Below are 24,090 nucleotides of genomic sequence, written 5' to 3' on the forward strand. Positions count from 1 at the left end.
AGCGCCTCAATTTGGCGCATACAGCATTTGCCCGCGCTGCTGCATTGCAATATCGTTGTCGCGTTCTCAGGGCGGGGCGGAATTCCCCACCGGCGGTATCGGGTTGCATGTCATGGCGGAATAGCCACGGGCAGCTCCCGGAGCCCGCGAGCGCCTTCGCCGCCCGGCGAAGGGTCAGCAGATCCGGTGCGATGCCGGAGCCGACGGTCAATAGTCCGGAAGAAAGAGAGCAAGCAGGACTGACCCGGCAACAGGGCCGGCAGACCTGCGTGTTCGCCCAAGGGGATCATTGAAAAATGGCTCAACCCTTGAAAGGCCACGACTGAAATGAACATCTCTGCCAAACCTTCCACCAGGATCGCCGTCATCCGCGCCCGCTGGCACGCCGGCATCGTCGACCGCTGCGTCGACAGCTTCGTTGCCGAATGGGCGGCACTCGGGGGCCGTGCCGAATACGTCGAGATCGTCGACGTGCCCGGCGCGCTCGAAATCCCGCTGCACGCCCAGCTTCTGGCTCGTACCGGCCGCTACTCGGCGATCCTGGGCGTTGCCTTCGTCGTCGACGGCGGCATCTACCGCCACGACTTCGTCGCCGGAACCGTGGTCGACGCGCTGGTGAAGGTCGGGCTCGACACCAACGTGCCGGTGCTGTCGGCCGTGCTGACGCCGCACAATTTCCAGGAGAGCGAGGCGCACATCGCCTTCTTCCGCGACCACTTCGTCGTCAAGGGCAAGGAAGCCGCCCATGCGGCCTCGCAGATCATCGCCGCAAGGACGCAGGCCGCGCTGGCGACGGTTGCTTGAATCTCCGTCTCAACGGCCGGAATCGATCCGGCAGGAAGATGCCGCAAGCCGTTGAAATAAACAGAAAACGCCCGGCAGCGATGCCGGGCTTTTCCGTCCCTTCGGGCTCCTCGAGCTGAGCCCTACGACTGCAGGTTGCTCAGGTAGATCGACAGCAGCTGCATCTGCGACGAGATGCCGAGCTTGCGATAGACGTTGCGGCGGTGGACCTTCACCGTGCCGGTGGAGATATCCAGCGTCAGCCCGATCGATTCCGACGAATACCCCTGCAGCACGAGCTCCACGATCGACGCCTCGCGGTCGGTCAGGTTCAGCTTGCGCCAGACGCGATCGGCCGCATTGGCGGGCTCGTGGCGGCGCCTCCTGGTGCCGCGGGCAAGCGCATCGAAGCGGAGCGACAGGTCCGGCCAGGTCCGGGCGACGAAGGCCAGCACGAACGGCACGGCATCGTCGAGCACCGCGAACTCGCCGGGCGGAAAGACCCCGCTCCGCTCCCGCCGCATCAGGGACAGGACGACGGTAACGCCGTCCGGACAGGGCACGAAGAAGCCGACCTCCTCGGCGAGCTTCGTCTGCGTATAATAGGTCCGGTAGTATTCGCTGGAGAAGAAGCGATCCGGGGCCAGCTCGCGCATGCGGAAGACCCCGGCCCTGCCCGCCCGTGCGGCGTGGTAGAACGGGTCGAGCAGGAACGGACCGGCCTGGTAGAGGCCGACGAAGATCTCGTGGTCCTCCAGCCCGAAGGTGCTGAAAAGGTCGATCGGCCGCTCCTTTTCCCGGTAGGCGAAGATGACGACGTCGTCGAAGCGCACCAGCGCATGCATCGCCTTCAGGAACAGCACGCCGGCCTCGGCATCCGCCATCCCCTCGCGTCCGAGACACGTGGCGACGACCTCAAACAGCGATGCAAAGTCGACCCGCATGATCCGCCGATACTCCCTGCGCCCAGTCCGCCGCCGTTCGCAGCCCGCGGAACGGATATACTCCTTCCACAGCGGCAAACTGGAAAAAATACCTCTCGCGGGGTATATACCTTGCGCCCCGTTCCTGACTAGCATCGCAGCCAAGACAGCGGCAAGGACGGCACAGACCGTCGGCATGACCAACAGACCGCGGGGAACAGACGTGACACCGGCAGCAAACGACATCGAGTTCCGTTCGGTGACCAAGCGCTATGGCGCCGTCACTGCCGTTTCGGACATCAACCTCGCCGTTCCCAAGGGCGCCTTCGTGGCGCTCCTCGGCCCCTCCGGCTGCGGCAAGACCACCTGCCTGCGCATGATCGGCGGCTTCGAGCATCCGAGCGAGGGCGAAGTCTTCGTCGGGGGTGCCGAGATGAACGGCGTGCCCGCCTATCGCCGGCCGGTGAACATGGTGTTCCAGCAATATGCGCTGTTTCCCCATTTCGACGTGGAGAACAACGTCGCCTACGGGCTGAGGCAGCTCCGCCCGCGGCTTGCCAAGGCCGAAATCACCCGCCGCGTCGGCGAGGCCCTCGAGATGGTCCGCCTCGACGGATATGCGAAGCGCCGCATCCACGAAATGTCCGGCGGCCAGCAGCAGCGCGTGGCGCTGGCGCGCGCGCTCGTCAACAAACCCTCCGTGCTGCTTCTCGACGAGCCGCTGGCGGCGCTGGACAAGAAGCTGCGCACCGCCATGCAGTTCGAGTTGCAGACCTTGCAGCGCGAACTCGGCATCACCTTCGTCCTCGTCACCCACGACCAGGAAGAGGCGTTGTCGATGAGCGACCTCGTCTGCGTCATGAATGCCGGCAGCATCCGCCAGCTCGCCTCGCCGACAGAGATCTACGACCGTCCGGCCGATCTCTTCGTCGCCGATTTCGTCGGCAAGACCAACCGGCTGGCGGCGACGGTGGACCCCGCAAACGGCAGCGTCACGCTGGCGAACGGCCGCACGCTTGCGGTCGCGCGAGCCCGCGCGATGGGCGCCGGTGAGGTAACGGTGGCGCTGCGACCCGAAGTCATCCGCCTTGCACGCACCTCGAACGCCAACGGCGCCTTGCTCGAGGGCACGGTCACGCACCGCATCTTCCTCGGTTCCTCGGCCGAGTACTCGATTTCCGTTCCCGGGCTCGGCGACCTGCTCGTCACCACCGAGCGGCACGGCACCGCAGACAGTGACCTCGTCGAGCCGGGCGAGACGGTCGCGATGAACTTCGATCCCGGAGAAGCGCATATCTTTCCGGCCTAGATACTCCAGCCTGAGGGGAAACAGGCCCGTCGATACTAAAAGAGAAGGGAACAGTGTCATGACGAAATGGTATAGAGAGAATGCTCCGATCACAGCCCGCGGCCTGATGGACGAGCTGATGCGCCTCAAGCGCGGCTCGGTCAGCCGGAGGCACTTCCTTGGCGTCACCGGCCTCGGCCTCGCCGCAACCGTGCTGGCCGGCCGCCTGCCCGGCCCGTTCAATTCCATGGCCCATGCCCAGGACCTCGGCTCGACCATGTCGCTCGCCACCTGGCCCAACTACCACGACCCGGCGACCTTCGAGGCCTTCACCGCCAAGACCGGCGTCGCCGTCGAGGTCAACGTGTTCGGTTCCAACGAGGAAATGCTGGCCAAGCTCCAGGCCGGCGGCACCGGCTGGGACCTGTTCGTGCCCACCAACTACACGATCTCCACCTATGCGAAGCTCGGCCTGATCGATCCGCTCGACCTCGCCCAGGTGCCGAACTTCGACCCGAAGACGCAGAACACCCGCTTCACCGCCGAGGGCACGGTCGACGGGACCGTCTACGCGTTGCCGAAGAACTGGGGCACGACCGGCATCGCCTTCAACTCCGACAAGATCAAGACGCCTATTGCGAGCTGGAAGGACTTCTTCGACGTGGCGATGGGCGAAGGCGACGGCCGCGCCATGGTGCACGACTACCAGCTGACCACAATCGGCAACGCACTCGTCTCGCTCGGCTACTCCTTCAACTCGATCAAGCCGGAAGAACTCGCCAAGGCCGAGGAACTGCTGATCAAGGTCAAGCCGCACCTCTACGCCATCAACAGCGACTACCAGCCCTCGATGCGCGCCACCGATGCCTGGCTGACCACGTGCTGGACCAATGACGGCGCCCAGCTCAACCGCGACATGCCGGAAATCCAGTTCGTGCTCGGCAAGGATGGCGGCGAGATCTGGTCGGACTTCTACGCGGTGCCGAAGAGTGCCGCCAACAAGCCGGCCGGCTATGCTCTGCTGAACTTCCTGATGGATCCGGAGGTCGCGGTGAAGGAGCACATCGCCAACGGCGCGCCGACCACCGACAGCCGCGTCATGGCCCTGCTGCCGCCCGAGATCACCTCCAACAAGATCGTCTATCCGGACGAGGCGTCGCTGACCCCGCTGGAATTCGGCGCCGCCGTGACCCTGACGGACCCGGCCCGCGCCGAGCTGATGGCCCGGTTCAAGTCGGCCTGAGGGGGGGGCGAGCCCTCCTTTGTGAGGGGCATCGGGCGTGACCGCCTGTCCGCCCCTCATCCGCCTGCCGGCACCTTCTCCCCGTAAACGGGGAGAAGGACGATCACGGCATCCCGCCCGCCCCTTTGGCAAGTCAGAGAGGGACGGAGACGGCGCGGCACATCCCTTCTCCCCGCTTGCGGGGAGAAGGTGGCGGCAGCCGGATGAGGGGCGCGCGTCCCAGAACCCGGTCGCCGCGCGACAACGACAACCGGTTCGGGCGGACGCTTACCGCCCGGACTATCAGGATCGCGACCCGGCAACCTGGGCAGTTCCTCCCCTATCGAACCGGAAAAGCCTTCATGCCCATGGCCCCGAAAACGAAACGCAACCTCGTCACCGCCGCGCTGGTCGGGCCGTCGGCGCTGTGGCTGTTCGTCTTCCTCGTCCTGCCCTTCGTCGCCATGGTGATCTTCTCCTTCGGTGAGCGGGCACCGGAAGGAGGCTACCTGCCGGCGTTCACGTTCGCCCAGTATGCCAACCTGCCCGCCCGTGCCGCCGCCTTCTGGAACACGCTGATGCTCGCCCCGGTCGGCGCGCTGCTCTGCCTGCTCGTCGCCTATCCGGCCGCCTACTACCTCGCGGTGAAGGCCGACCCGCGCTACCGGCTGATGCTGGTTTCGCTCGTGGTGGTGCCGTTCTGGACCAGCCTGCTCGTGCGCACCTATGCCTGGATGTACATCCTCGGCTCGCGCGGCATCCCCAATCTCCTGTCGATGATCGGCATCGAGGACGTGCGGATGCTGAACACGCCGGGCGCGGTCCTGCTCGGCATCGTCTATGGCTACCTGCCGCTGATGATCATGCCGATCTATGTCAGCCTGGAGAAGCTCGACCGCCGCCTGCTGGAGGCCTCCGCCGATCTCGGCGCCAAGCCGGTCTCGACCTTCTTCTCCGTCACCCTGCCGCTGTCGCTGCCGGGCGTGATGACCGGCGTGGCGCTCGTCACCATCCTGCTGCTCGGCGAGTACCTGATCCCGCAGCTTCTCGGCGGCGGCAAGGTGTTCTTCATCGGCAATGCGCTGGTCGACCTGTTCCTGCAATCGCGCAACTGGCCGTTCGGCTCGGCGATCGCCGTCACGCTCGTCCTCGTCGTCGTCCTCGTGCTGATGGTGGCGATGCGGATTGCCTGGCGGGTCTCCGGCTCAAGACAGGTGGATCTCGTCTGATGCGCGCGTTGATGACCGCAGTCTATGTCTTTCTCTATGCGCCGATCGCGCTGGTGGTGCTGTTCTCCTTCAACGCCGGACGCAGCGCCAGCGAATTCACCGGCTTCTCCACGCAGTGGTACGGCAAGGCCCTGGGCAACACCTTCCTCGTCACCGCCCTGCAGAACAGCCTGATCATAGCCTTCACCAGCGCCGTCCTCGCCGCCGTCTTCGGCACGATGGCAGCACTCGGCATCCAGCGCCTCGGCCCGCGCATGCGCGCAGTCTTCGACGGACTGATGGCGGCTGCGATCGTCGTGCCCGGCGTCGTCATCGGCATCGCGACACTCGTCGCCCTCGTCGCCGTCTTCGGCGCGATCAACCCGGCCATCGCCAGCCTCTGGCCGGGCGAGCGCCCACCGCAGTTCGGCCTCGGCTACGGCTCGATCATCGCCGCCCACGGCCTCTTCACCATGGCGCTTGTGACGATGATCGTGAAGGCGCGCATCGCCAGCCTCGGGCGCGACATCGTCGAGGCATCCGCCGATCTCTACGCCACGCCCTGGACCACCTTCCACCAGATCGTGCTGCCGCAGATCCTGCCCTCGGTGCTGGCCGGCTTCCTGCTCGCCTTCACCTTCTCCTTCGACGACTTCATCGTCGCCTTCTTCGTCGCTGGCTCCAAGACGACGCTGCCGATCTACGTCTTCGCCTCGATCCGCCGCGGCGTGACGCCCGAGATCAACGCGATCGCCACCATGGTTCTGGTCGCCTCGCTCATCCTCATTCTCGCCGCACGGGTGCTGATGCGCGAGAAAAAGACAAAGAGCACCGGGGAGTGAAACAGATGATCCTGAAGGAACAGGTCGCCATCGTCACCGGTGGCGGCTCCGGCATCGGCCGCGCCGGGGCAGAGATCATGGCGCGTGAGGGAGCAACCGTCCTCGTCCTCGACCGCGATGCGGCAGGCGCTGCGGCCACGGTGGAAAGCATCAGGGCCGCAGGCGGCCACGCCGAACCGCTCGTGCTCGACGTCACCGACGATGCGGCGCTGGAAGCGGCCATCGCCGGCGTGCTAGCCCGTCACGGTCACATCGACATCCTGCACAACCATGCGGGCGCGCAGGTCGCCGGCGACCTCGAACAGGTGGCCGTCGACGGCTTCGACCGCTCCTGGGAGCTGAACGTGCGCGCCCATTTCATCGCCGCCCGCCTGGTCGTGCCAGCGATGAAGAGGCAGGGCAAGGGCGTCATCCTCAACACCGCCTCGTCCTCCGGCATCCTCTACGACCGCGAGATGATCGCCTATACGACCACAAAGCACGCGGTGATCGCCATGACCAAGCAGATGGCCGGCGACTATGCCCGCTTCGGCATCCGCGTCAACGCGCTCTGCCCGGGCTGGGTCGACACCCCCTTCAACGCCCCGTTCATTTCGCAGATGGGCGGGCGCGCGGCGATCGAGGCCTATGTGCGCGAAAAAGTACCGATGGGCCGCTGGGCCGACGTCGCCGAGATCGCCGAACCGATCCTGTTCCTCGTCTCCGACCGCTCCAGCTACATGACCGGCCAGGCGCTGGTGATCGATGGGGGCGAGACTGTGGTGTGAGGGCCGCTCTCACTCCAGACCACCGCAGGGCAATCGCATCTGAAAAACCCCACCCCACCTTCCCCACAAGGGGGAGGGCTTAACCCAGTCGCGCCGCCGAGGCTCCAGTTGAGCTCACGAGTGCCACGACTATTCTCCCCCCTTGTGGGGGAGATGCCCGGCAGGGCAGAGGGGGTCGCGCCACATGAGAGAGCCCTGACACGTTCTGAGCAATGCGTCCTACGCGACGATCAGCATCAACCCCGTCCCCACCAGCACCAGCGTCCAGACGAGATCGACATTGATCCAGCCGCTGCGCAGGATGCCGAGCCCGATCCATCGGTAGACGGCGAAGGCGGCGAGCGCAGTCGCAGCCAGCATTGCCGCGGTGTGGACGCCGACGGCAGCGAGCGCCGTGGCCGCCGACCCGCCCGCATCGAGCCCGGCGAGCGGCCCGTTGGTGACGCAGAGCGGAATCAGCGCCGGCAGCACCATCAGCCCTGCCCCATGCGCCGTCGCCATCAGGAACGACCAGGCAGCCAGCCCCGCGAGACCGGTCGTCATGCCGACGCGCACGCGGCGCCGGTGCCCGTAGAAGAAGTGCCCGATTGCCCAGGCGACGAGCACGCAGCCGGTGGCGATCCGCAGCCGGCCCTCGTCGACCGCGAGCCCGGCCGTGACCAGCGCACCGGCCACCACCGCCACGGAAGCCGCATGGCCGATTGCGATCGCCGGCACGGCCCTTGCGACGGCCGCCCCGCTCTGGCGGTGCACGCCGAGCGCCACGGCAAACAGCCAGCCCATCGCCGGATTGAGGCCGTGGAAGGCGCCCAGTCCCGCAAGCATCAGCCATGGCCACAACTCGTTCATGCCCGCCTCGCCCGCTTTCCGCGCCGTGCCCAGACCAGTGAGCCCCGATGAGCCCCGATGAGCCCGGGACGAGCGCCTCCGCAGGACAGCCTGCCGTCAAGGATAGCAGTAGGAATCCGACGAGCAGTCGCCGCCCTGCAGGCGCACCTGGTGCGGCCGGTGCGACTTCGGCCATTCGACGAAGAATTTTTCGTCGAAGGCGATGCCGCCGTCCGGCTTTGCGTCCAGCTTCACCATCCAGCCGTCGATGCCGTCCGGATAGAACTGCTCGTCGATCGCGCCGTAGAGCGAATTGGTGAAGTAGACGCGCTTGCCGTCGCGGCTGATCTCCACCATCTGCGGCCCGCCGTTGAGTGCGCCGTTCTTCGCCGCCGGATGGTTTGCCCGCGCGACGATGCCGCCGATGCGCACCTTGCCCGTCTGTTTCGGCTTGAACGGGTCGGAGACGTCGAACTGCAGCAGGTCGCCAGTGCCCCAGCAGGAGACGTAGAGAAACCGGTCGTCCATGGAGAGGTCGATGTCGGTGACGAGCGGCGGCACCGCATTGAAGCCTTTCAGCATCGGCGGCAGTTGGTCCGGGTCGGCCGGCTCGGCCGGTATGTCGATCACCTTGGTCACCGCCCATTTCTCGCCGTCGCGATGCCAGACCCAGATGGCGGACGAAAGATCCTCCAGGCACAGCACCGTATTGACGAAACCATAGGCCTTGGTCGGGTCATGGGCGGGCCGAAGCTCGAAGACCAACTGGTACTTGTCGCCGAAATCGATCGTCTGCAGGTGCTTGCGCTTGTGCAGGTCCCAGAAATGCAGGCGCCGGCCGTATTTCGCCCCCAGCAGGATCTCCGGCATCAGCCCGTTCTCGAAGGTATCGGGCGTACCCCATTCGCTGGTGACCAGCGTATCGTGGCCGAGATGCCACCAGACGTCATAGGAGAGCTGCTGCGGCCCGCGGTCCATCTCCCACTGGCCGCGCACCTCGAACGTCTCGTGGTCCATCAGGAACACCCCGCCCGGCGCCTTGCCCTCGGCATTGCCGAGTGCTGCGACATAGATGCCCTCCGGCCCGCAATGGACGGTGTGCGGCCGCGTGTACCCGGCCCGCTCGGCCACCTCGGCGGGCTCGACGACCTTGCTGATCGTCGGCCGACGCGCGTCCGGCTTCGTGTCGACGATATGGATGCGCGACGATTTCAGCCCCGGCACCACCAGGTAGCGCCGCTCCGCATGCGGATGCGGTGCGTTCGGGCAGAGGCAGGACGAGCAGGCGTTCCAGCCGAAATGGTGCAGTTCGTCGCCGACGCTCGGCATCGCCAGCGAATGGACGATCTGCCCGTAGGAGGGCGATTTCGGATCGACATCGACGACGGCGAGCGTATCCGGCACCGTCCGCGTCGGGTCGAAGGCCGCGACATAGGCGAGCGTCTCGGGTTCCGCCTTCATCGCCATGCGCGGGGACGGATAGAAGCTTGGATCGGGTTTCCAGTTTGCCATGTGAAGTGCTCCTGCGTTGCTGGACGACTTCAGATGTCTGTGCTTGCGGGCCGGCGTCCGTCTCGTTGCCGGCGAAGGGGCATGGGTCGATCCTGCGACAGGAAAGGCGCGAGGCCTTTCGACGGGCCGGCCGGGCTGTCCTCCCCTCGGCGCAATTCTGTCAGATATCGCCCCGTCTGTGCAGTCCCATTCTGCCGGCTGCCAGCGCAATCGCATATGGCAAGTCCCCCTCTGGCCTGCCGGCCATCTCCCCCACAAGGGGGGAGAAGACCTGCCGCACTCGCCTGCCCGAATGGGATTCCGGCGGAGCGACCGGGTTAAGCCCTCCCCCCTGTGGGGAGGGTGGGGAGGGATACCTATTCATATGCGGTTGCCTTGTGCCGGCGCGGCCTTCCCGAACGCAAGCATTTCCCGGACCGCGACCCAGGGAGCTTCTGCACCTCTCGCGTCGCTATTGCGCCGCCGGCACGACCAGTACGCCGACGGTCGCCTTGCCGTCGGTGAAGTAGCGGTCGCCGCCGCCGTTGCGGCCGTCCTGCGTCGCGCCGATGCCTTCGATCTCGTAGGTGGACGACAGTTGCCCGGCGGTCTGCAGGTCGCCGATGACGAGATTGCGCTCAGCGTCGACATCGGGGCCGATATGGTGGGTGATCTGGCCGGTGTCGTGGCTGATGCCCACGCCGCGGTCGAAGCTGGCGGACCCCAGCCACAACGGCCGGCCGTCATCACCCGTCTGCTCGGTCTGCCAGAAGCGGACATGGTTGCGCTGGTCGGCGCTGCGCCCCACCGGCTTTTCGAAGGCGAGGTCCTGCTTGCGGTCCTCGAACAGAAGCGGGCTCACCGGGGCGTCGAGATCCGGCCGGTCGAGCACGACGCTGAGGCCGATATCGACGGAGGAACGCAGCGTGATCTTGTCGGCCGGATCCCAATGGGCGGCGGCGAAGGCGCGGATGACCTCCTCCTTGGTACCGACGAGCCCGACATTGATCGGATCGCCCGGAATGTCGTCGTCGGTGACCGTGACCATGCTGCTGAGGCTGCCGACCTTCCTGGAATCCCGGAAGATCCAGATCTCCGGCAGCACGAAATAGGCGACCAACAGGTAAACGCCGAGCAACACCGTGATGCTGCCGACCGCCAGATGCGATTTTCTGCGGATCATTGTTCCCCGCCCCCTCTCCCGCGCCGCTTGCCCGAAAGGCCGCAGCCGTCGTGTCTTCACAGCAGACAGCGACCGCAGAGACTAGCACAGGGCCTGAGGAATATCAGCAGGATGCCATCGCGGGCAGTTGGCCTGTCATTCGGTTCTGTCGATATCAGACAGCAAAGCCCTTGCAGTCTCGAAGTCAGCATCCACAACGCTGATACTGTAGGGTTCACCACGACCGTTAGACTGCAGATTGGTGTAGATACCGTAAGCTCTGAGCATGGACATGGTCACCTCAGCCTCCACAATCGTCTCCACGCCTACCAGTGTTACCAGCTTGCCCGACATAGCCTCGTCTCCTCATCGTGTCATGCCGCCTCAACTTCTGCGTCTCAATTACCGGAATAGCATGGGCAAACATGACGAAGTCCGCAATGGGCCTGAACGCTGATACATGGCCAGCGGCGCCGCTGGCGGGTTGATCCTGCAAGCGTCGCTGACGTCGCAATCCGACAGCAGCAGGTCGATCCCAGTAGGCACCGACATTCCGCCCACATCAGCCCACCGGAATGTGCCCGATGCCCTTGCGGTCGATCTCGTCGAAGGACTCCTCATACCCCGCATCCGCATAGCGGATCACCCCCAGCGCCGTATCATTGGTCAGCGCATGCTCCAGCCGCTCCGCCGCCGCCTCGGTGCCGTCGGCGACGACGGTGACGCCGCAGCTCGTCATGTAGCCGGCATAGCCACCGCCGCCGGAATGGACGACGACGAGGTCGGCCATCGAGGAGCACAGCAGCATGGCGTCGAGCAGCGGCCAGTCGGCGATCGCGTCCGAGCCGTCCTTCATCCGCTCGGTCATGATGTTGGGATGCGCCATCGCGCCGGCGTCGAGATGGTCGCGGGAAAAGGCGATCGGCCCCTTCAGTTCGCCGGTGACGACGAGCGCATTGACCGCCAGCGCCAGTTCGGTCCGCTCGCCATGGCCGAGCCACGCGATCCGCGCCGGCAGGCCCTCGAAGGGAATGTTTTCCCGCGCCAGCCGGATCCAGTTGGTGACGATGCGGTTGTCGGGAAACATCGAAAGCAGCAGGTCGTCGATGCGGGCGATGTCGCTCTCCTCGCCCGACAGCGCCATCCAGCGGAACGGCCCGATGGCGCGGGCAAACAGTGGCCGCAGGTAGGCCTCGGTGAAGATCGGGATGTCGAAGGCGTTGGAAACCCCGCCCTCGCGCGCCTGGGTGCGGATCAGATTGCCGTTGTCGAACACCTCGGCACCCTTCCGCTGGAAGTCCAGCATGGCGGTGACATGCTCGACGATCGAGGCGCGGCTGGCCGCCATCAGCTGCCCCTGCCCGTCCTCTCGCAGCGACTTCACCTCGGAAAGCCCCATGCCCTTCGGCACGTAGCCGTAGACGAGATCATGCGCCGAGGTCTGGTCGGTGACGATGTCCGGCACGATGCCGCGCCTTGCGATCTCTGGATAGACCTCCGCCGCATTGCCGACGAGCCCGATCGAGGTGGCGCGCTTGTCCGTCACCGCCGCGTCGATCATCGCCAGCGCCGTATCGAGGTCGGGGGCGACATGCTCGAGGTAGCCGATCGCCTTGCGCTTCTCCGCCCGTTCCGGATCGATGTCGACGCAGAGGATCGCCGCACCCGCCATGCGGCCTGCGAGTGGCTGCGCGCCGCCCATGCCGCCGAGGCCGGCGGTCAGGATGAAGCGGCCGGCAAGCGAGCCGTCGAAGCGCTTTTCGGCGATGCGCATGAAGATCTCGTAGGTACCCTGGATGACGCCCTGGCTGCCGATGTACTGCCACGCACCCGCCGTCAGCCCGCCCCAGCAGATCAGCCCTTTGCGCTGGAGCTCATAGAACACCTCCGCCTTGGCCCACTGGCCGACGATGTTGCAGTTGGCCATGATCACCAGCGGCGCCTTCGCATGGGTCCTGAGCAGGCCGACAGGCTTGCCGGACTGGATCAGCAGCGTCTGGTCCTCCTCCATCTCACAGAGCGCCTTGACGATCGCCCGGTGCGAGGCCCAATTGCGCGCAGCCTTGCCGAGCGCTGCATAGACCACAAGGTTTTCCGGATCCTCGCCAACGGAAAGCACGTTCTCCAGCAGCCGCAGCAACGCCTCCTGCCGCCAGCCCTTGGCCCGCAGCACGGGCCCGCCAGGGATCGGGAAGTTCGGATGGCGGGGGTTGGGTCTGGGCATGGTGTGTCCTCTCAACATGTGCTTTTGCGCCGCGCCTGCCGCACGCTCCCTCTTCTCCCCTTGGGGAGAAGGTGGCCCGAAGGGCCGGATGAGGGGGCTCCGCAGTCCCCCTCGGCCGTCTCGCTGCGGAGACGCGCCCCATCCCCCTCATCTGCCCTGACGGGCATCTTCTCCCCGAGGGGAGAAGAGGATCCGGTGCATCACGCCAACCCCGGCGCCCAGCACGGAGCCTCCCCCTCAAGGGGAGGGTGAAGGACCCAGCGCATACCGCGCGATCTCGATCCCCATCGCCTTCTCCACCGGCGGATAGACCGTCGGGTCCAGTACGCTGGACGCCAGTGGGATGACGGCCTTCGGCACGTGCAGCACGAACAGCTTCATCCCCACCTGCAACTGCCCGACGCTGAGCGGCTCGCCCTCCGGCGACAGCGTGGTGATCACGTCGGGGAAGGTCGCAAGCCGCACGCCGCCGGCAGATTCCACCGCCATGTATTCGTTCATCACGTGCAAGGTGACTGCGGTATCGCCCCTGCCGAGTGTCACCGTGCCGATGTCGAAGGCCTCCTTCGTATAGACGACCGCCTTCTCCGTGATCGTCCCCTCCGACAGGATCGCCCCGCCGGTGGTCGAAACGATCGCGTCGATGATCGCAGAGCCGCCCCGCTTCTCCGCCGCGATGATCGCTTCGCCGAGCTTCAGCGCCAGCGAGATGCCGCCCAGTGCTGCGTTCGCCCGCACATAGGACGCCCGCAGCGGATTGCGGCACGACGCGATGAAGCCGCCGGACTGGTCGGCGGCCGTGCGCAGGACCGGCGAGACCTTGGCGGTCGCGCCGCGCACGACAAGCTCGATATAGCGGTTCTCCTCGCGGTTTCCGCCGACCGCCGTCTGGATCATCTGCTCGGGCGAGCCGGCCATGCCGATCGAGCCCATGTCGCCGGTCGGGTGCGCGCGCATGTCACCGACCGCGTCCAGCACCTTGGTGCCGAGGATCGCCGACGGCAGCCAGCCGTTCAGTGTCGACGACTTGCCGTTCTGGCCGACCATCAGCGCGGCCACCTTCTCGCCGAGCGCCTGCTGCAGGAGCTCCACCGCCTTGACGTAGTCGACCCCGCGCATCTCCCAAGGCGTGGTCGAGGCCGGCGCGCCGATCGCTGCCGCTGTCGCCACCCAGTCGTGGTCGGTAAGCTCGTCGATCGAGACCAGCTCCGGCTTGCCGATGGAGACTGCGGCATGACCGAGCATGCGGCCGTGATCGGCCCATCCGCCGCCACCGGCGGCATAGACGGAGCCGCCGCGCACGGCCGCCTCGACGTCTTTTTCCTTTAAGATCCGCCCCATCAGCCGTTTTCCTGAATCACATTCTGAGGTTCCTGGCTCTGAAGATCGCGGTCCAGTTGAATCACTGCGTGAAGCAGCACCGCCGCACCCATCGCGATATCGTCGTTCTCCGCCCATTCCTCCGGCGCGTGGCTGCGTCCGCCGCGGCAGGGAACGAAGATCATCGCCGAGCGCGTCGCCCGCGCCATCCAGGCGGTGTCGTGGCCCGCACCCGACACGATGCGGCGATTGCTGGCGCCCGCTGTGATGCAGGCCGCATCCAGCACGCCCACCAGCATCCGGTCGGCCGGCGTCGGCGGATTGTCGGAGATGCGGCGCGGGGTGGCGATGGTCGTTTTCGTCTCGCGGGCGATCTGCTCGGTGAGTTGGTCGAGCGAATTGGCGAAGAGCTCCATCATCGCCCTCTCCTCGGCGCGCGCATCCACCAACAGCCTGGCCCGTGAGGGAACGACGTTGGCGGCATTCGGCTCGATCGAAAATTCGCCGACCGTTGCAGTAAAGTGGAACCGGCCGCCGGCAAGGGATTTCGCCAGCGCCTCCACACCCGTCACCAGCCTTGCTGCTGCGGCGAGCGCATCGGCGCGGCCGCCCATCGGCGTCGTCCCCGCATGGTCCGCCCGCCCGTCCACCACGATCTCGATGCGCGTGATGCCGGCAATTGCGGTGACGACGCCGATGTCGAACTTCTCTTCCTCCAGCACCGGCCCCTGTTCGATGTGAAGTTCCATGAAGGCCCGGATGTCGGTGCGCGCGCCGGCTGCAAGCTGCGCCGGATCGCCGCCCGCCTGACGGATGCCCTCGGCCAGCGTCAGCTCGCCGCTCTGCCGCGAAAGCCACTCCTCCGGCAAGACGCCGGCCATGCCGCGGCTGCCGATGCAGGAGACGCCGAAGATCGACACTTCCTCGGCGAGGAAATCGACGATCTCCAGGTCGTGGTCGAGCGCGACGCCGCGATCGGCGAGCGACCGCGCCACCTCCAGCGCCGCCGCCACGCCGGCGATGCCGTCGAAGCGCCCGCCGTCGGGGACAGTGTCGGAATGGGAACCGAGCATGATCGTGCCGAGCGCCGGCACCTTGCCCGGCCGCCGGCCGATCAGGTTGCCGACGGCATCGATGCGGGTCTCAAGGCCGGCGGCCTGGAAGCGCTGCTCGACAAAAGCCCGCCCTGCAGGATACAGGGCGGTAAACGCCCGTCGTGTATAGGGCCGATCCGGCTCCGTGATCGCCGCAAGCCCGTCGATCACGTCCGCGATGCGGGCGGGATCGACCGGCAGATTGGTGCGGGGCGCGTTCATGGCCGCTCTCCTTTCACCGCAAGCGTCGGCAGCGGTCGGACGAAGGCGCCGGCGCCCGGCTCGGCCAGCACCCGCCGGCCGTCGAAGGCGAGCCGGCCGCGCAGGAAGGTCGCCGCGACCCGCCACGGCAGCCGAATGCCGTTATAGGGCGACCAGCCGACGACGTTGTTGCCACTCTCGGCGGCGTCGTAGGTATAGGACTCCGGAGTGAGCACAATGATGTCGGCATCCTTGCCGGGCTCCAGCGCACCCTTGACGTGGTCGAGGCGGAAATGCCGCGCCGGGTTCAGGCTCATCAGTTCCGCCGCCCGTGTCAGCGGTATGCCGCGCTCGAGCGCCCCCTTGACGAACAGCGGCACCATCGCCTCCAGCCCCGGCACGCCCGACGCGTTCGCAAGCATGTCCGGATGGGTCTTGCGGTCCTCCGACCAACTGACGTGATCGGTGGAGACCAGCGTGACATTGCCGTCGGCCACGTGCCGCCACAGCTTCTCCACCTCGGCGCGCGGGCGGATCGGCGGGTTGATCTTCGCCTTGCCGCCGAGGCGGCGCACATCGTTCTCCTCGTCCAGCGTGAGATAGTGGATGCAGCACTCAATCGTGGCGCGATGACCCCGCGCGCGGTAGGCGACCGCAATCTCGTAGCCGCGGCCGAGCGAGCAGTGGACGACATGGGCGGGGCAGCCGGTCGCAGCACCGGTCTCGTAGATCTGGTTCGTGGCGAGAAGTTCGGTCAGTGGCGGGCGCGACAGGCCGTGAGCGCGCCAGTCGGCAATACCGAGCGCCCGCACCCTTTCGATCGCCGCCCGCACCGCCTCGTCGTCCTCGTTGTGGACGCCGGCCGAAAGTCCCGTCGGCGCGATCGCGCGGAAGCAGTCTTCCAGCAGCGCCGCCGGAATGCGCGGAAAGCGCTTCGGATCGGTGCCGAAAGTGGAGAACTTGAAGGCGGCGACGCCCGCCTCGACCATCTCGCCGATGCGCGCCGGCCCCTCCTCCGGGTCGATCGTGCCGTAGAGGGCGAAATCGACGCGTGCCTGCTTGCCCGCATGCGCGACCTTGCGCGCGACGGCCGCAGCCGAGCAGACGAGGTTGCCCTCGTCATAGGGCATGTCGACGATCGTGGTGACGCCGCCGGCGGCGGCGGAGCGTGTGGACCAGATGAAGTCCTCCTGGTCCTTCTGCGACAGCGAATGCACCTGCGCATCGATCGCGCCGGGCAGGATCATCGCGCCCTTCAGGTCGTGGCGCTCGCGCGCCGCGGGCATCACCCCCTGGCCAACATGGGCAATTTTTCCGTCACGCATGGCGACGTGCCCGCCCTCGACGATGCGGTCGGGCAGGACCACCGTTCCCTTCACCACCAGATCGAAGTCGGCCATCGGCGTCCCCTCTCCTCAAGCCAGCGCGAAGAACGCGTCGACATCGTCCATCGGCGCCGCCGCCACGAAGGAGGCGAGCGCATCGGGACAGGCAAGGTCGCGATCCAACGCCTCGATCTCGGCGGAAAGCAGGCGGTCCTTGCGATAGAACGGGGTCACGCTGCGCACCCGCTCGTAGGCGACCGCAGCAACGCCCTCCGGGCTGTCGCCGGCAAGGTCGATCGCCTGCGCCGACAGCATGCCCTCCAGCGCCGCCAGCTGGTGCAGGTCGCGCACCTGGCTTTCCATCCGCTCCACGATCAGCGGCAGGAACGTCGCCTCCTCCTCCAGCCCGCCGGCGACGACGATCGACTGGGCGGAAATCGGCACGGCGAGAGACTGGATGCGCATGTAGAGCTCGACGGCGAGCTTGACGAGCGGGCCGAAGCCGGTCGCAGCCTCCCCGGGGGCAACGAGGTTGACCGGCAGGTTGCGGCGCACGCCGTTCGAAAGCAGCACGCAGCGGTTCAGCACGTTGCGGGCGAGATGGGCGAAGCCGGTCTGCGCCGCCTCGACATAGAGCGCCGTCGACAGCGGCAGCGAGCCGCCCGAGGCCATCACGTGCTCGTCGATCACGACCGGGTTGTCGTCCGTCTGGGCGGTCGCCTCGACGATGCGCTCGGCGGCGTTCATCAGCGTATCGAGGCAGGCGCCGAACACCTGCGCCGTCATGCGCAGGCTGAGCGGATCGTGGATCGCCGACGGCTTCGGCCAGGCGCAGGAGGCGGCCTGCGCCGAAAACCAGCGCCCGGCCAGCGCCTCGCCATGGCCGGAGAGCCTTGCGGCCACCCGCCAGGGATCGGAGGAGGCGCCAAGTGCCAGCGACGACATCAGCCCCGTCACCATCAGGTTGCGGATCGCCTTCGCCGCCTCGCGGGTGACGTCGGCTGCTGCAGCGTGGGCAATGGCGTTGACGCTCAGCGCCGCCAGCGCGTCGCGCGGCTGCATGCGGAACGGCTGCAGCCCGGCGCGGGCAAGGGCGATTTCCGCCGGCAGCCGTTCGCCCTGGAAGAAGGCCTCGCCCTCGCCCGTCAGCACCGACGCCACCTGCCCCATCAGGCCGATGTCGGCGCAGCCCATCGAGCCGTGCCGGCGCACGACGGGAACGACGTCGCGTTCGAGCAGCGCGAGGAACGCATCGACCAGTTCCGGGCTGCAGCCGGAATAGCCGCCGAGCGCTGTGTTGATGCGGATCGCCATCGCCTTGCGCACGATCGGCAGCGAGAACGGCTCGCCGGTGCCGAAGTGATGTGCCCTGACGAGGTTGTGGTTGAACTCCATCAGGTCGTCGACCGTCCAGAGCTTGTCCTTCATCGAACCGACGCCGGTGTTGGAGCCATAGACCGGCAGGCCCGAGGCGAGCCGGTCGGCGATCACCTTGCGCGAGGCGCTGATGCGGCCCATGCCGACCTCGCAGGCCATCGGCCGGGTCGCTGCACGCCCGATCGCCTCCAGCGCGGCAAAGCCCAGCGGTTCTCCCGTCAGATAGAAGGTCTCGGCGCTTGCAAGCATTGTCATTCCCCTGTGCGAACAACTCTATGCAAGGTGGAAAAATCGGATATATCCCAATATCCGTACGCTAGATGCCAATATCCGAACAATTGCGGCCGGCAACGGGAGCGCGCTGATGGACCTTGCCACACTCTGCCTCGTCGAGGCGACCTTGCGCACACGCAGCGTGCGCGCAGCAGCGAGGCTGGAAGGCAGGCCCGCCTCCAGCGCCAGCGCGGCCCTGCGGCGGCTGGAGGCGGCAATCTCGATTCCACTTGTGCGCCGGGAGGGCGCGATGCTGGTGCCGACGCTCGATGCGCAGGCGCGCATGGAACGGCTGACGGAAATCGCCGCCGCCGCGAAGGAGTTGCTTCTCCCCGGCCCGGACATCGACGCACCCCCGGACTCTCTGCTCCCGCAAGCGCAGTCCCCACCTATCCGGCCGATGCCGCAGATCCCGCTGGCGGCGCTCGCCCGCTTCAGCGCGACAGTCCATGCCGGCAGCATCCGCCGGGCCGCGCGCATGCTCGGGCTCGGCCAGCCGCAACTGACCCGGCAGCTCGCCCGGCTGGAACAGGAGATCGGCTTTCCCCTGCTCGTCCGCTCGCGCGGCGGCGTCGCCTGCACCGCGCAGGGAATGGTGGCCCTTGGGATCGCCGAGCGCATCGGCAACATCTGGGCGAACCTGTCGCAGGCCTCCGACGAACGCTTCCGCAAGAGCGCGCGGACCTGGCGGCTCGGCTCGGTCATTCCCTTTGGCCACGAGAGCGACATAGCCCGCATGCTGGCCGCCCTCGCCGCCACCTGGCAAAGGCAGCACCCCCGCCAGCCGCTCTTCATCGCCTCGACCACGGCCGACGATCTGATCTCCGGCCTGCAGGCCCGCCGGTTCGACCTGGCCCTTCTCGACGTCGATCGCTTTCCGGCCGAGTTCGACGGTACCCTCGTCAGCCGCTCGCCGCTGGCGCTGGCCGTATCAAGGTCGGTGGCAAGGGATGGGGAAGACGTTGCGGAACTGCTGCACAAACTCCCGATCGCCGTTCCGAGCGTCAGGAGCGGCCTGCGCCAGATGACCGACCTCTATCTCGCGAGCACCCTGTCCGCCGCCGAGCGGGCGAGGCTGACGCTGGTGGAGGTCGATTCCATCCCCGTCATCATCAATCTGGTGCGCGAGCACGGTCACCTGTCGATCCTGCCCGAACAGTCCGTCTCCCGCATTGCCGATCCGCCGGTGCTGATCCGCCTCGACGCCCGCTTCCGGCAATCCCTGAACCTCGTCTGGCCCAGGAACGCGCTGTCGCGGCAGACGGCGCAGGCGGTGATGGAGATCCTTTCCGCCGTCGAAAGCGGCCCGGCCGCATCGTCGCCCGACAAGGGCGCACCGGACAGGCGCACTGCCCCGCGTGTATGAAGCGCGGGGCAGCCTTTTCGGTCAGGCGACGGAGACGGCCGGCCGCGGCTTCACCCCGAGGAGGATGCCGATCGCGGCTGCGGCCAGCACCAGGCCGCTTGCGGTGAATACGCCTGTGGCGCCGCTGGTGTCGAAGATCACCCCGCCGACGGCGGCGCCCATGGCGATGGCGAACTGGATGGCAGCGACGAGCAGGCCGCCGGCGCTCTCCGCATCGTCGGGAACGGTCCGCGCCAGCCACGTCGACCAGGCGACCGGGACAGCGCCGAACAACAGCCCCCACAGCGTGATCACGGCGGCATCGAGGATCAGCGACGGTGCGCTCGTCGTCAGGACGAAGGCGATCGCCGCCATCAGCAGCGGCATCAGTGTCAATGTCAGCCGCAGGCTGCGGCCGATCAGCAGGCCGGCGACGAGGGTGCCGACGAAATTGGCGAGCCCGAAGCCGAGCAGCACGGACGAGACGGTCTCGATGCCCGCGCCGACATCGGTTTCCAGGAACGGACGCAGGTAGGTGAAGAAGGCGAAGTGGCCGCCGAACACCAGCGTCGCCGCAAGAATGCCGAGCCCGACGCTCGGCCGGACGAGAACCCTGAGCGATGCCTTGAGGCTCGTGGCACCCGCAGGCGCCAGCCGCGGCAGGGTCAGGAACTGTATCGTCAGCGCCACCGCGCCGAGGCCGGCCGCCAGGATAAAGACCGTCCGCCAGCCCGCAAGCTCGCCCAGGTAGCTGCCGACCGGTGCCGCCACGATCGTCGCCGCCGACACGCCGCTGAAGATCATCGACAGTGCCCGCGGCACCGAGTCCGGCGGCACGAGGCGCATGGTGATGGCGGTTGCCATCGCCCAGAAGCCGCCGAGCGCGACGCCGAGCAGCACCCTGCCGACCAGCAGCATGATCATGCCCGGTGCGAAGGCGACCATCAGATTGGAGACGATCAGAAGCAGCGAGAAGAACAGCATCAGGTGCCGCCGGTCCGTGCGGCGGGCGAACGAGGTGATGAGAAGGCTCGCCACCATTCCGACCACCGCCGTTGCTGTCACGGCCTGCCCGGCAGCGCCTTCGGTGATGTTCAGTTCGGCGGCGATCGGTGTCAGAAGGCTCGCAGGCAGGAATTCCGCCGTCACCAGACCGAACACGCCGAGCGCCATGGAGACGACGGCGCCCCAGGCGGGCGTTTCGGCGGGTGAACCGCTCTCGGAGGGATCGAAGATGGCTTGCATGGGAATTGTCCTTGAATCGTATATGATGCAGTGCAACAAGCCTAGGCTGGACGTTTCGGACGATCTATGGCACAAACGCTGCAATGTTTGATCATTCGTCCGAAAGCGTGCGCGCTGCACCGCAACGCGCCATCGATCCCGACCTCGTCAGCGAACTGCTGCTGGGCATGCGGCTGGTGGGTCTCGACTATCGCCGCATCGAGGTGACGCCGCCCTTCGGCCTCGCCTTCGGCGAAGTCGAGGGCCGCGCCCAGTTTCATTTCGTCGCGCGTGGCCCGGTCCATCTGCGCACCCCGGCGGGCGCCTTCCACACGATGAACACCGGCGACGCCGTGCTTCTGCCGCGCGGCGGCAGCCATGCGTTGGTCTCGCGCCCCGACACCAAATGCCAGGACGTCCGCGCGCTCTCGGCAGCACCCATCTGCACCTCCGTCAGCGCCATCAGCGCCTGCAACGGCGGGCCGGACTGCAAGGACGAGCGCGCGATCGTCTTCAGCGGCTGCATGGAGTTCGATCTCGGCGGCCTTCATCCGCTGGTGGCCTTGATGCCGGAGGTCATGCTGGTCGGCACGCTGCTCGACCGCTACCCGGAGATCCTGCCGATGCTGGAAGCGATGGAGCGCGAGGCGAAAGGCGCCCGTGCCGGCTTCGCCGGCATTCTCGCGCGGCTCGCCGATGTCGTCGCGGCCTTCATCGTCAGGGCATGGGTCGAATGCGGCTGCGGCGACGCCACGGGCTGGATCGCAGCGCTTCGCGACCCGCGCCTCGGACGCGTCATCGTCGCACTCCACAACGCGCCCGGTCGCGAGTGGACCGTGGCCGAACTGGCCGACATCATGGGTGCCTCGCGCTCGGTCTTCGCCGAACGCTTCCTGGATGTCACCGGTGTTACGCCCGTGCGCTACCTGACGGAACTGCGCATGCGGCTGGCGACGCAATGGCTGTCGAAGGAACGGATGCCGATCGAGGCGGTGGCGCTGAGGCTCGGATACGGCTCCCAGGCCGCCTTCAGCCGCGCCTTCAAGCGCATCACCGGCCACCCGCCGGGAAGCCACGCGCGCCCGCAATAGCGGTCCTGCCCCGTGCCCGAAGCGGAAGGCGATCCACCCACGCCACTTTGCCCTCACCCCTTCCCCGCCGTCCGCAGCCGCCGGCGCGTCTCCGTCGGGCTCTCGTGGTAGTGCGCGCGGTAGCTGCGGGAGAAGGCGGACGACGAATTGAAGCCGGTGGCAGCGGCGATGTCGGCGAATTCCAGCTTGGTCTCGATCACCTTGCGCCGCGCCGCGTTGAGCCGCAGCGCGAGATAGTGCTGGTGCGGCGCGACCCCCATCGTCTCCTGGAACAGGTCCTGCAGGTGGCGGGCGGAAATGCCGACGCGGCGGGCCAGGCGGGTCAGCGTTACCGGCGCGTCCACCGTTTCTTCCATCAGCCGCACCGCCTGGCTGACCCGTTGGTCGGCGACGCGCATGTTGCCGAGCGCGGGTACCTGCAGCAGGCCGCCGGTGCGCTCGTGCTCGTAGATGAAAATCCGCGACACCTCCAGCGCCAGCGAGTAGCCCTGTCGGCGGCGGATGATCTCGAGCATCAGGTCGAGCGTCGGCAGCGAACCGCCGCTGGTGATGCGCTTGCCGTCGATGACATAGCGTTCCGTCAGCACGTCGACCTGCGGATAGGCGGCGGCGAAATCCTCGCGGTCCTCCCAGTGGATCGTCACCGAATGGCCGTCGAGCAGGCACGCCTGTGCCAGGAGCCAACTGCCCGATTCGATCCCCACCATCATCGTACGGTGGCGGGCGGTGCGCGACAGCTGCCGCCGCAGTGCCGGGGTCGCGCCGTCCTGCCACTGGTAGCTCGACAGGATGAACAACGGTACGGTCTCCTGCTCGGGCCGGAACGGCCCGTCGACGGGGACGGGAATGCGGCTGCGCGTCTCGATCGCTGCACCATCCGGCGAGAGGATGCGCCAGCGGTAGAGGTCCTGCCCGGAGAGCCGGTTTGCGGCGCGCAAGGGTTCGATGACGGAGGCGACGAGGATCAGGTTCGTCTCCGGCAGCACGAGAATGTCCAGTTCGAGCGTGTCGGACGACGGTTCGAGCATCTGCGCAATCTCTCCTGCGAATTCCTGAAGTGTAAAAGATGCCGCCGAAATTGAAAAGCATGGATCGCCTGCTTGGCTCGTAATGGCTTCAAAGCTCAATACCGGGAGAGACGAAATGCCCCTGACCATGAACCGTGACGTCTTCATCACCTGCGCCGTCACCGGCTCGGGCGATACCGTCGGCAAGTCCAAGCACGTTCCGATCACGCCCAAGCAGATCGCCGAGGCCGCCGTCGAGGCCGCCAAGGCGGGCGCCGCCGTCATCCACTGCCACGTGCGCGATCCCGAGACCGGCGCGCCGTCGCGCCGCAACGACCTCTACAGGGAAGTCACCGACCGCATCCGCCAGGCCGAGGTCGACATCGTCCTCAACCTCACCGCCGGCATGGGCGGCGACATGATCTTCGGCGACGTCGAAAAGCCGCTGCCGCTGAAGGAACAGGGCACCGACATGGCCGGCGCCACCGAGCGCGTCTCCCACGTGGCCGAATGCCTGCCGGAGATCTGCACGCTCGATTGCGGCACGATGAACTTCTCGCTCGGCGACTACGTGATGACCAACACGCCGTCGATGCTGCGCGCCATGGCCAAGCAGATGACCGACCTCGGCGTCCGTCCCGAGATCGAGGCCTTCGACACCGGCCATCTCTGGTTCGCCAAGCAACTCGTCGAGGAAGGCCTGATCCAGGATCCGTTGCTGATCCAGCTCTGCATGGGCATTCCGTGGGGCGCCCCCGACGACCTCAACACCTACATGGCGATGGTCAACAACGTGCCGTCGAACTGGACCTTCTCGGCGTTTTCGATTGGCCGAAACGCAATGGCCTACCCGGCCGCAGCCGTGCTCGCCGGCGGCAACGTCCGCGTCGGGCTTGAGGACAACCTCTACATCGGCAAGGGCCAACTCGCCAGCAACGGCCAGCTCGTAGAGAAGGCCGTCAACGTCATCGAGAACATGGGCGCCCGCGTCATCGGCCCGGCCGAGGTGCGCGAGAAGCTGAAATTGCAGAAGCGGTAAAGATAGGGCGGAGGGTGGCGCAAGCCCCCTCATCCGACCCTTCGGGCCACCTTCTC

At 67.0% G+C, this 24,090-nt stretch carries 21 protein-coding genes and 1 riboswitch; of the genes, 9 read left to right on the forward strand and 12 right to left on the reverse strand.

What is annotated here, in order from left to right; translation table 11 throughout:
* The first annotated feature begins 58 nt into the window (after positions 1-58).
* Positions 59-235, forward strand: a riboswitch (FMN riboswitch).
* A gap of 92 nt (positions 236-327) precedes the next feature.
* On the forward strand, positions 328-804 hold the full coding sequence (locus tag GGQ64_RS02870) for a 6,7-dimethyl-8-ribityllumazine synthase (protein ID WP_183798750.1): 477 nt from the start codon (positions 328-330) through the stop codon (positions 802-804).
* A 122-nt stretch (positions 805-926) separates the two neighbouring features.
* Here GGQ64_RS02870 and GGQ64_RS02875 read toward each other — a convergent pair whose 3' ends face one another.
* The gene (locus GGQ64_RS02875) at positions 927-1,727 is read right to left on the reverse strand and encodes a helix-turn-helix transcriptional regulator (RefSeq protein ID WP_183798753.1); all 801 of its coding nucleotides are present in this window, start codon (positions 1,725-1,727) and stop codon (positions 927-929) included.
* A gap of 175 nt (positions 1,728-1,902) precedes the next feature.
* On the opposite strand from GGQ64_RS02875, the gene GGQ64_RS02880 reads away from it, so the two are divergent.
* The 5 genes from GGQ64_RS02880 (at position 1,903) to GGQ64_RS02900 (ending at position 7,033) form a co-directional block, all read left to right on the forward strand.
* Complete coding sequence (locus GGQ64_RS02880) at positions 1,903-3,015, forward strand: ABC transporter ATP-binding protein (RefSeq protein ID WP_183798756.1); 1,113 nt, start codon at positions 1,903-1,905, stop codon at positions 3,013-3,015.
* A 58-nt stretch (positions 3,016-3,073) separates the two neighbouring features.
* The gene (locus GGQ64_RS02885) at positions 3,074-4,237 is read left to right on the forward strand and encodes a polyamine ABC transporter substrate-binding protein (protein WP_183798759.1); all 1,164 of its coding nucleotides are present in this window, start codon (positions 3,074-3,076) and stop codon (positions 4,235-4,237) included.
* A 341-nt stretch (positions 4,238-4,578) separates the two neighbouring features.
* Entirely contained in the window at positions 4,579-5,445 is an 867-nt protein-coding gene (locus GGQ64_RS02890) for an ABC transporter permease (protein WP_183798762.1), read from the forward strand.
* Positions 5,445-6,266, forward strand: a complete 822-nt coding sequence (locus GGQ64_RS02895) for an ABC transporter permease (RefSeq protein WP_183798765.1) — start codon at positions 5,445-5,447, stop codon at positions 6,264-6,266. The genes GGQ64_RS02890 and GGQ64_RS02895 overlap by 1 nt, the downstream gene beginning before the upstream one ends.
* A 5-nt stretch (positions 6,267-6,271) precedes the next feature.
* Positions 6,272-7,033, forward strand: a complete 762-nt coding sequence (locus GGQ64_RS02900) for an SDR family NAD(P)-dependent oxidoreductase (RefSeq protein ID WP_183798768.1) — start codon at positions 6,272-6,274, stop codon at positions 7,031-7,033.
* Between the two features lie 219 nt (positions 7,034-7,252).
* Here GGQ64_RS02900 and GGQ64_RS02905 read toward each other — a convergent pair whose 3' ends face one another.
* The 9 genes from GGQ64_RS02905 to GGQ64_RS02945 form a co-directional block, all read right to left on the reverse strand.
* Positions 7,253-7,882: a hypothetical protein gene (locus GGQ64_RS02905; protein WP_183798771.1), complete on the reverse strand. Its 630-nt coding sequence runs from the start codon at positions 7,880-7,882 to the stop codon at positions 7,253-7,255.
* Between the two features lie 96 nt (positions 7,883-7,978).
* Positions 7,979-9,373 (reverse strand): selenium-binding family protein, encoded by a 1,395-nt coding sequence (locus GGQ64_RS02910; protein ID WP_183798774.1) that lies wholly within the window; start codon positions 9,371-9,373, stop codon positions 7,979-7,981.
* Positions 9,374-9,824: 451 nt separating this feature from the next.
* Positions 9,825-10,535, reverse strand: a complete 711-nt coding sequence (locus GGQ64_RS02915) for an LssY C-terminal domain-containing protein (RefSeq protein WP_183798777.1) — start codon at positions 10,533-10,535, stop codon at positions 9,825-9,827.
* A gap of 135 nt (positions 10,536-10,670) precedes the next feature.
* Complete coding sequence (locus GGQ64_RS02920) at positions 10,671-10,868, reverse strand: hypothetical protein (protein ID WP_183798780.1); 198 nt, start codon at positions 10,866-10,868, stop codon at positions 10,671-10,673.
* A 208-nt stretch (positions 10,869-11,076) separates the two neighbouring features.
* Positions 11,077-12,738, reverse strand: coding sequence for a thiourocanate hydratase (locus GGQ64_RS02925; protein WP_183798783.1), 1,662 nt, complete (start codon positions 12,736-12,738; stop codon positions 11,077-11,079).
* Positions 12,739-12,975: 237 nt separating this feature from the next.
* The gene (locus tag GGQ64_RS02930) at positions 12,976-14,079 is read right to left on the reverse strand and encodes a thiohydantoin desulfurase (RefSeq protein WP_183798786.1); all 1,104 of its coding nucleotides are present in this window, start codon (positions 14,077-14,079) and stop codon (positions 12,976-12,978) included.
* On the reverse strand, positions 14,079-15,374 hold the full coding sequence (locus GGQ64_RS02935; RefSeq protein WP_183798789.1) for a Zn-dependent hydrolase: 1,296 nt from the start codon (positions 15,372-15,374) through the stop codon (positions 14,079-14,081). The genes GGQ64_RS02930 and GGQ64_RS02935 overlap by 1 nt, the downstream gene beginning before the upstream one ends.
* The gene (locus GGQ64_RS02940) at positions 15,371-16,753 is read right to left on the reverse strand and encodes a dihydroorotase (RefSeq protein ID WP_183798792.1); all 1,383 of its coding nucleotides are present in this window, start codon (positions 16,751-16,753) and stop codon (positions 15,371-15,373) included. The genes GGQ64_RS02935 and GGQ64_RS02940 overlap by 4 nt, the downstream gene beginning before the upstream one ends.
* A gap of 15 nt (positions 16,754-16,768) precedes the next feature.
* Entirely contained in the window at positions 16,769-18,304 is a 1,536-nt protein-coding gene (locus GGQ64_RS02945; RefSeq protein WP_183798795.1) for an aromatic amino acid lyase, read from the reverse strand.
* Positions 18,305-18,419: 115 nt separating this feature from the next.
* On the opposite strand from GGQ64_RS02945, the gene GGQ64_RS02950 reads away from it, so the two are divergent.
* Positions 18,420-19,694: a LysR family transcriptional regulator gene (locus GGQ64_RS02950; protein WP_183798797.1), complete on the forward strand. Its 1,275-nt coding sequence runs from the start codon at positions 18,420-18,422 to the stop codon at positions 19,692-19,694.
* A gap of 21 nt (positions 19,695-19,715) precedes the next feature.
* On the opposite strand, the gene GGQ64_RS02955 is transcribed toward GGQ64_RS02950, so the two are convergent.
* Complete coding sequence (locus tag GGQ64_RS02955; protein WP_183798800.1) at positions 19,716-20,918, reverse strand: MFS transporter; 1,203 nt, start codon at positions 20,916-20,918, stop codon at positions 19,716-19,718.
* Positions 20,919-21,001: 83 nt separating this feature from the next.
* On the opposite strand from GGQ64_RS02955, the gene GGQ64_RS02960 reads away from it, so the two are divergent.
* Positions 21,002-21,988, forward strand: a complete 987-nt coding sequence (locus GGQ64_RS02960) for an AraC family transcriptional regulator (RefSeq protein ID WP_183798803.1) — start codon at positions 21,002-21,004, stop codon at positions 21,986-21,988.
* Between the two features lie 53 nt (positions 21,989-22,041).
* Here the strand turns inward: GGQ64_RS02960 and GGQ64_RS02965 are convergent, their stop codons facing one another.
* Positions 22,042-23,016 carry a GlxA family transcriptional regulator gene (locus tag GGQ64_RS02965; protein WP_246422240.1) on the reverse strand — a complete coding sequence of 325 codons (975 nt, stop codon included), beginning with the start codon at positions 23,014-23,016 and terminating at the stop codon, positions 22,042-22,044.
* Positions 23,017-23,131: 115 nt separating this feature from the next.
* Here GGQ64_RS02965 and bcoG point away from each other — a divergent pair, with 115 nt between their 5' ends.
* Positions 23,132-24,034 (forward strand): 3-dehydrocarnitine:acetyl-CoA trimethylamine transferase BcoG, encoded by a 903-nt coding sequence (gene bcoG, locus GGQ64_RS02970; RefSeq protein ID WP_183798809.1) that lies wholly within the window; start codon positions 23,132-23,134, stop codon positions 24,032-24,034.
* The last annotated feature ends 56 nt before the right edge of the window (positions 24,035-24,090 follow it).

The organism is Mycoplana azooxidifex (assembly GCF_014196765.1).
GTDB lineage: Bacteria > Pseudomonadota > Alphaproteobacteria > Rhizobiales > Rhizobiaceae > Mycoplana > Mycoplana azooxidifex.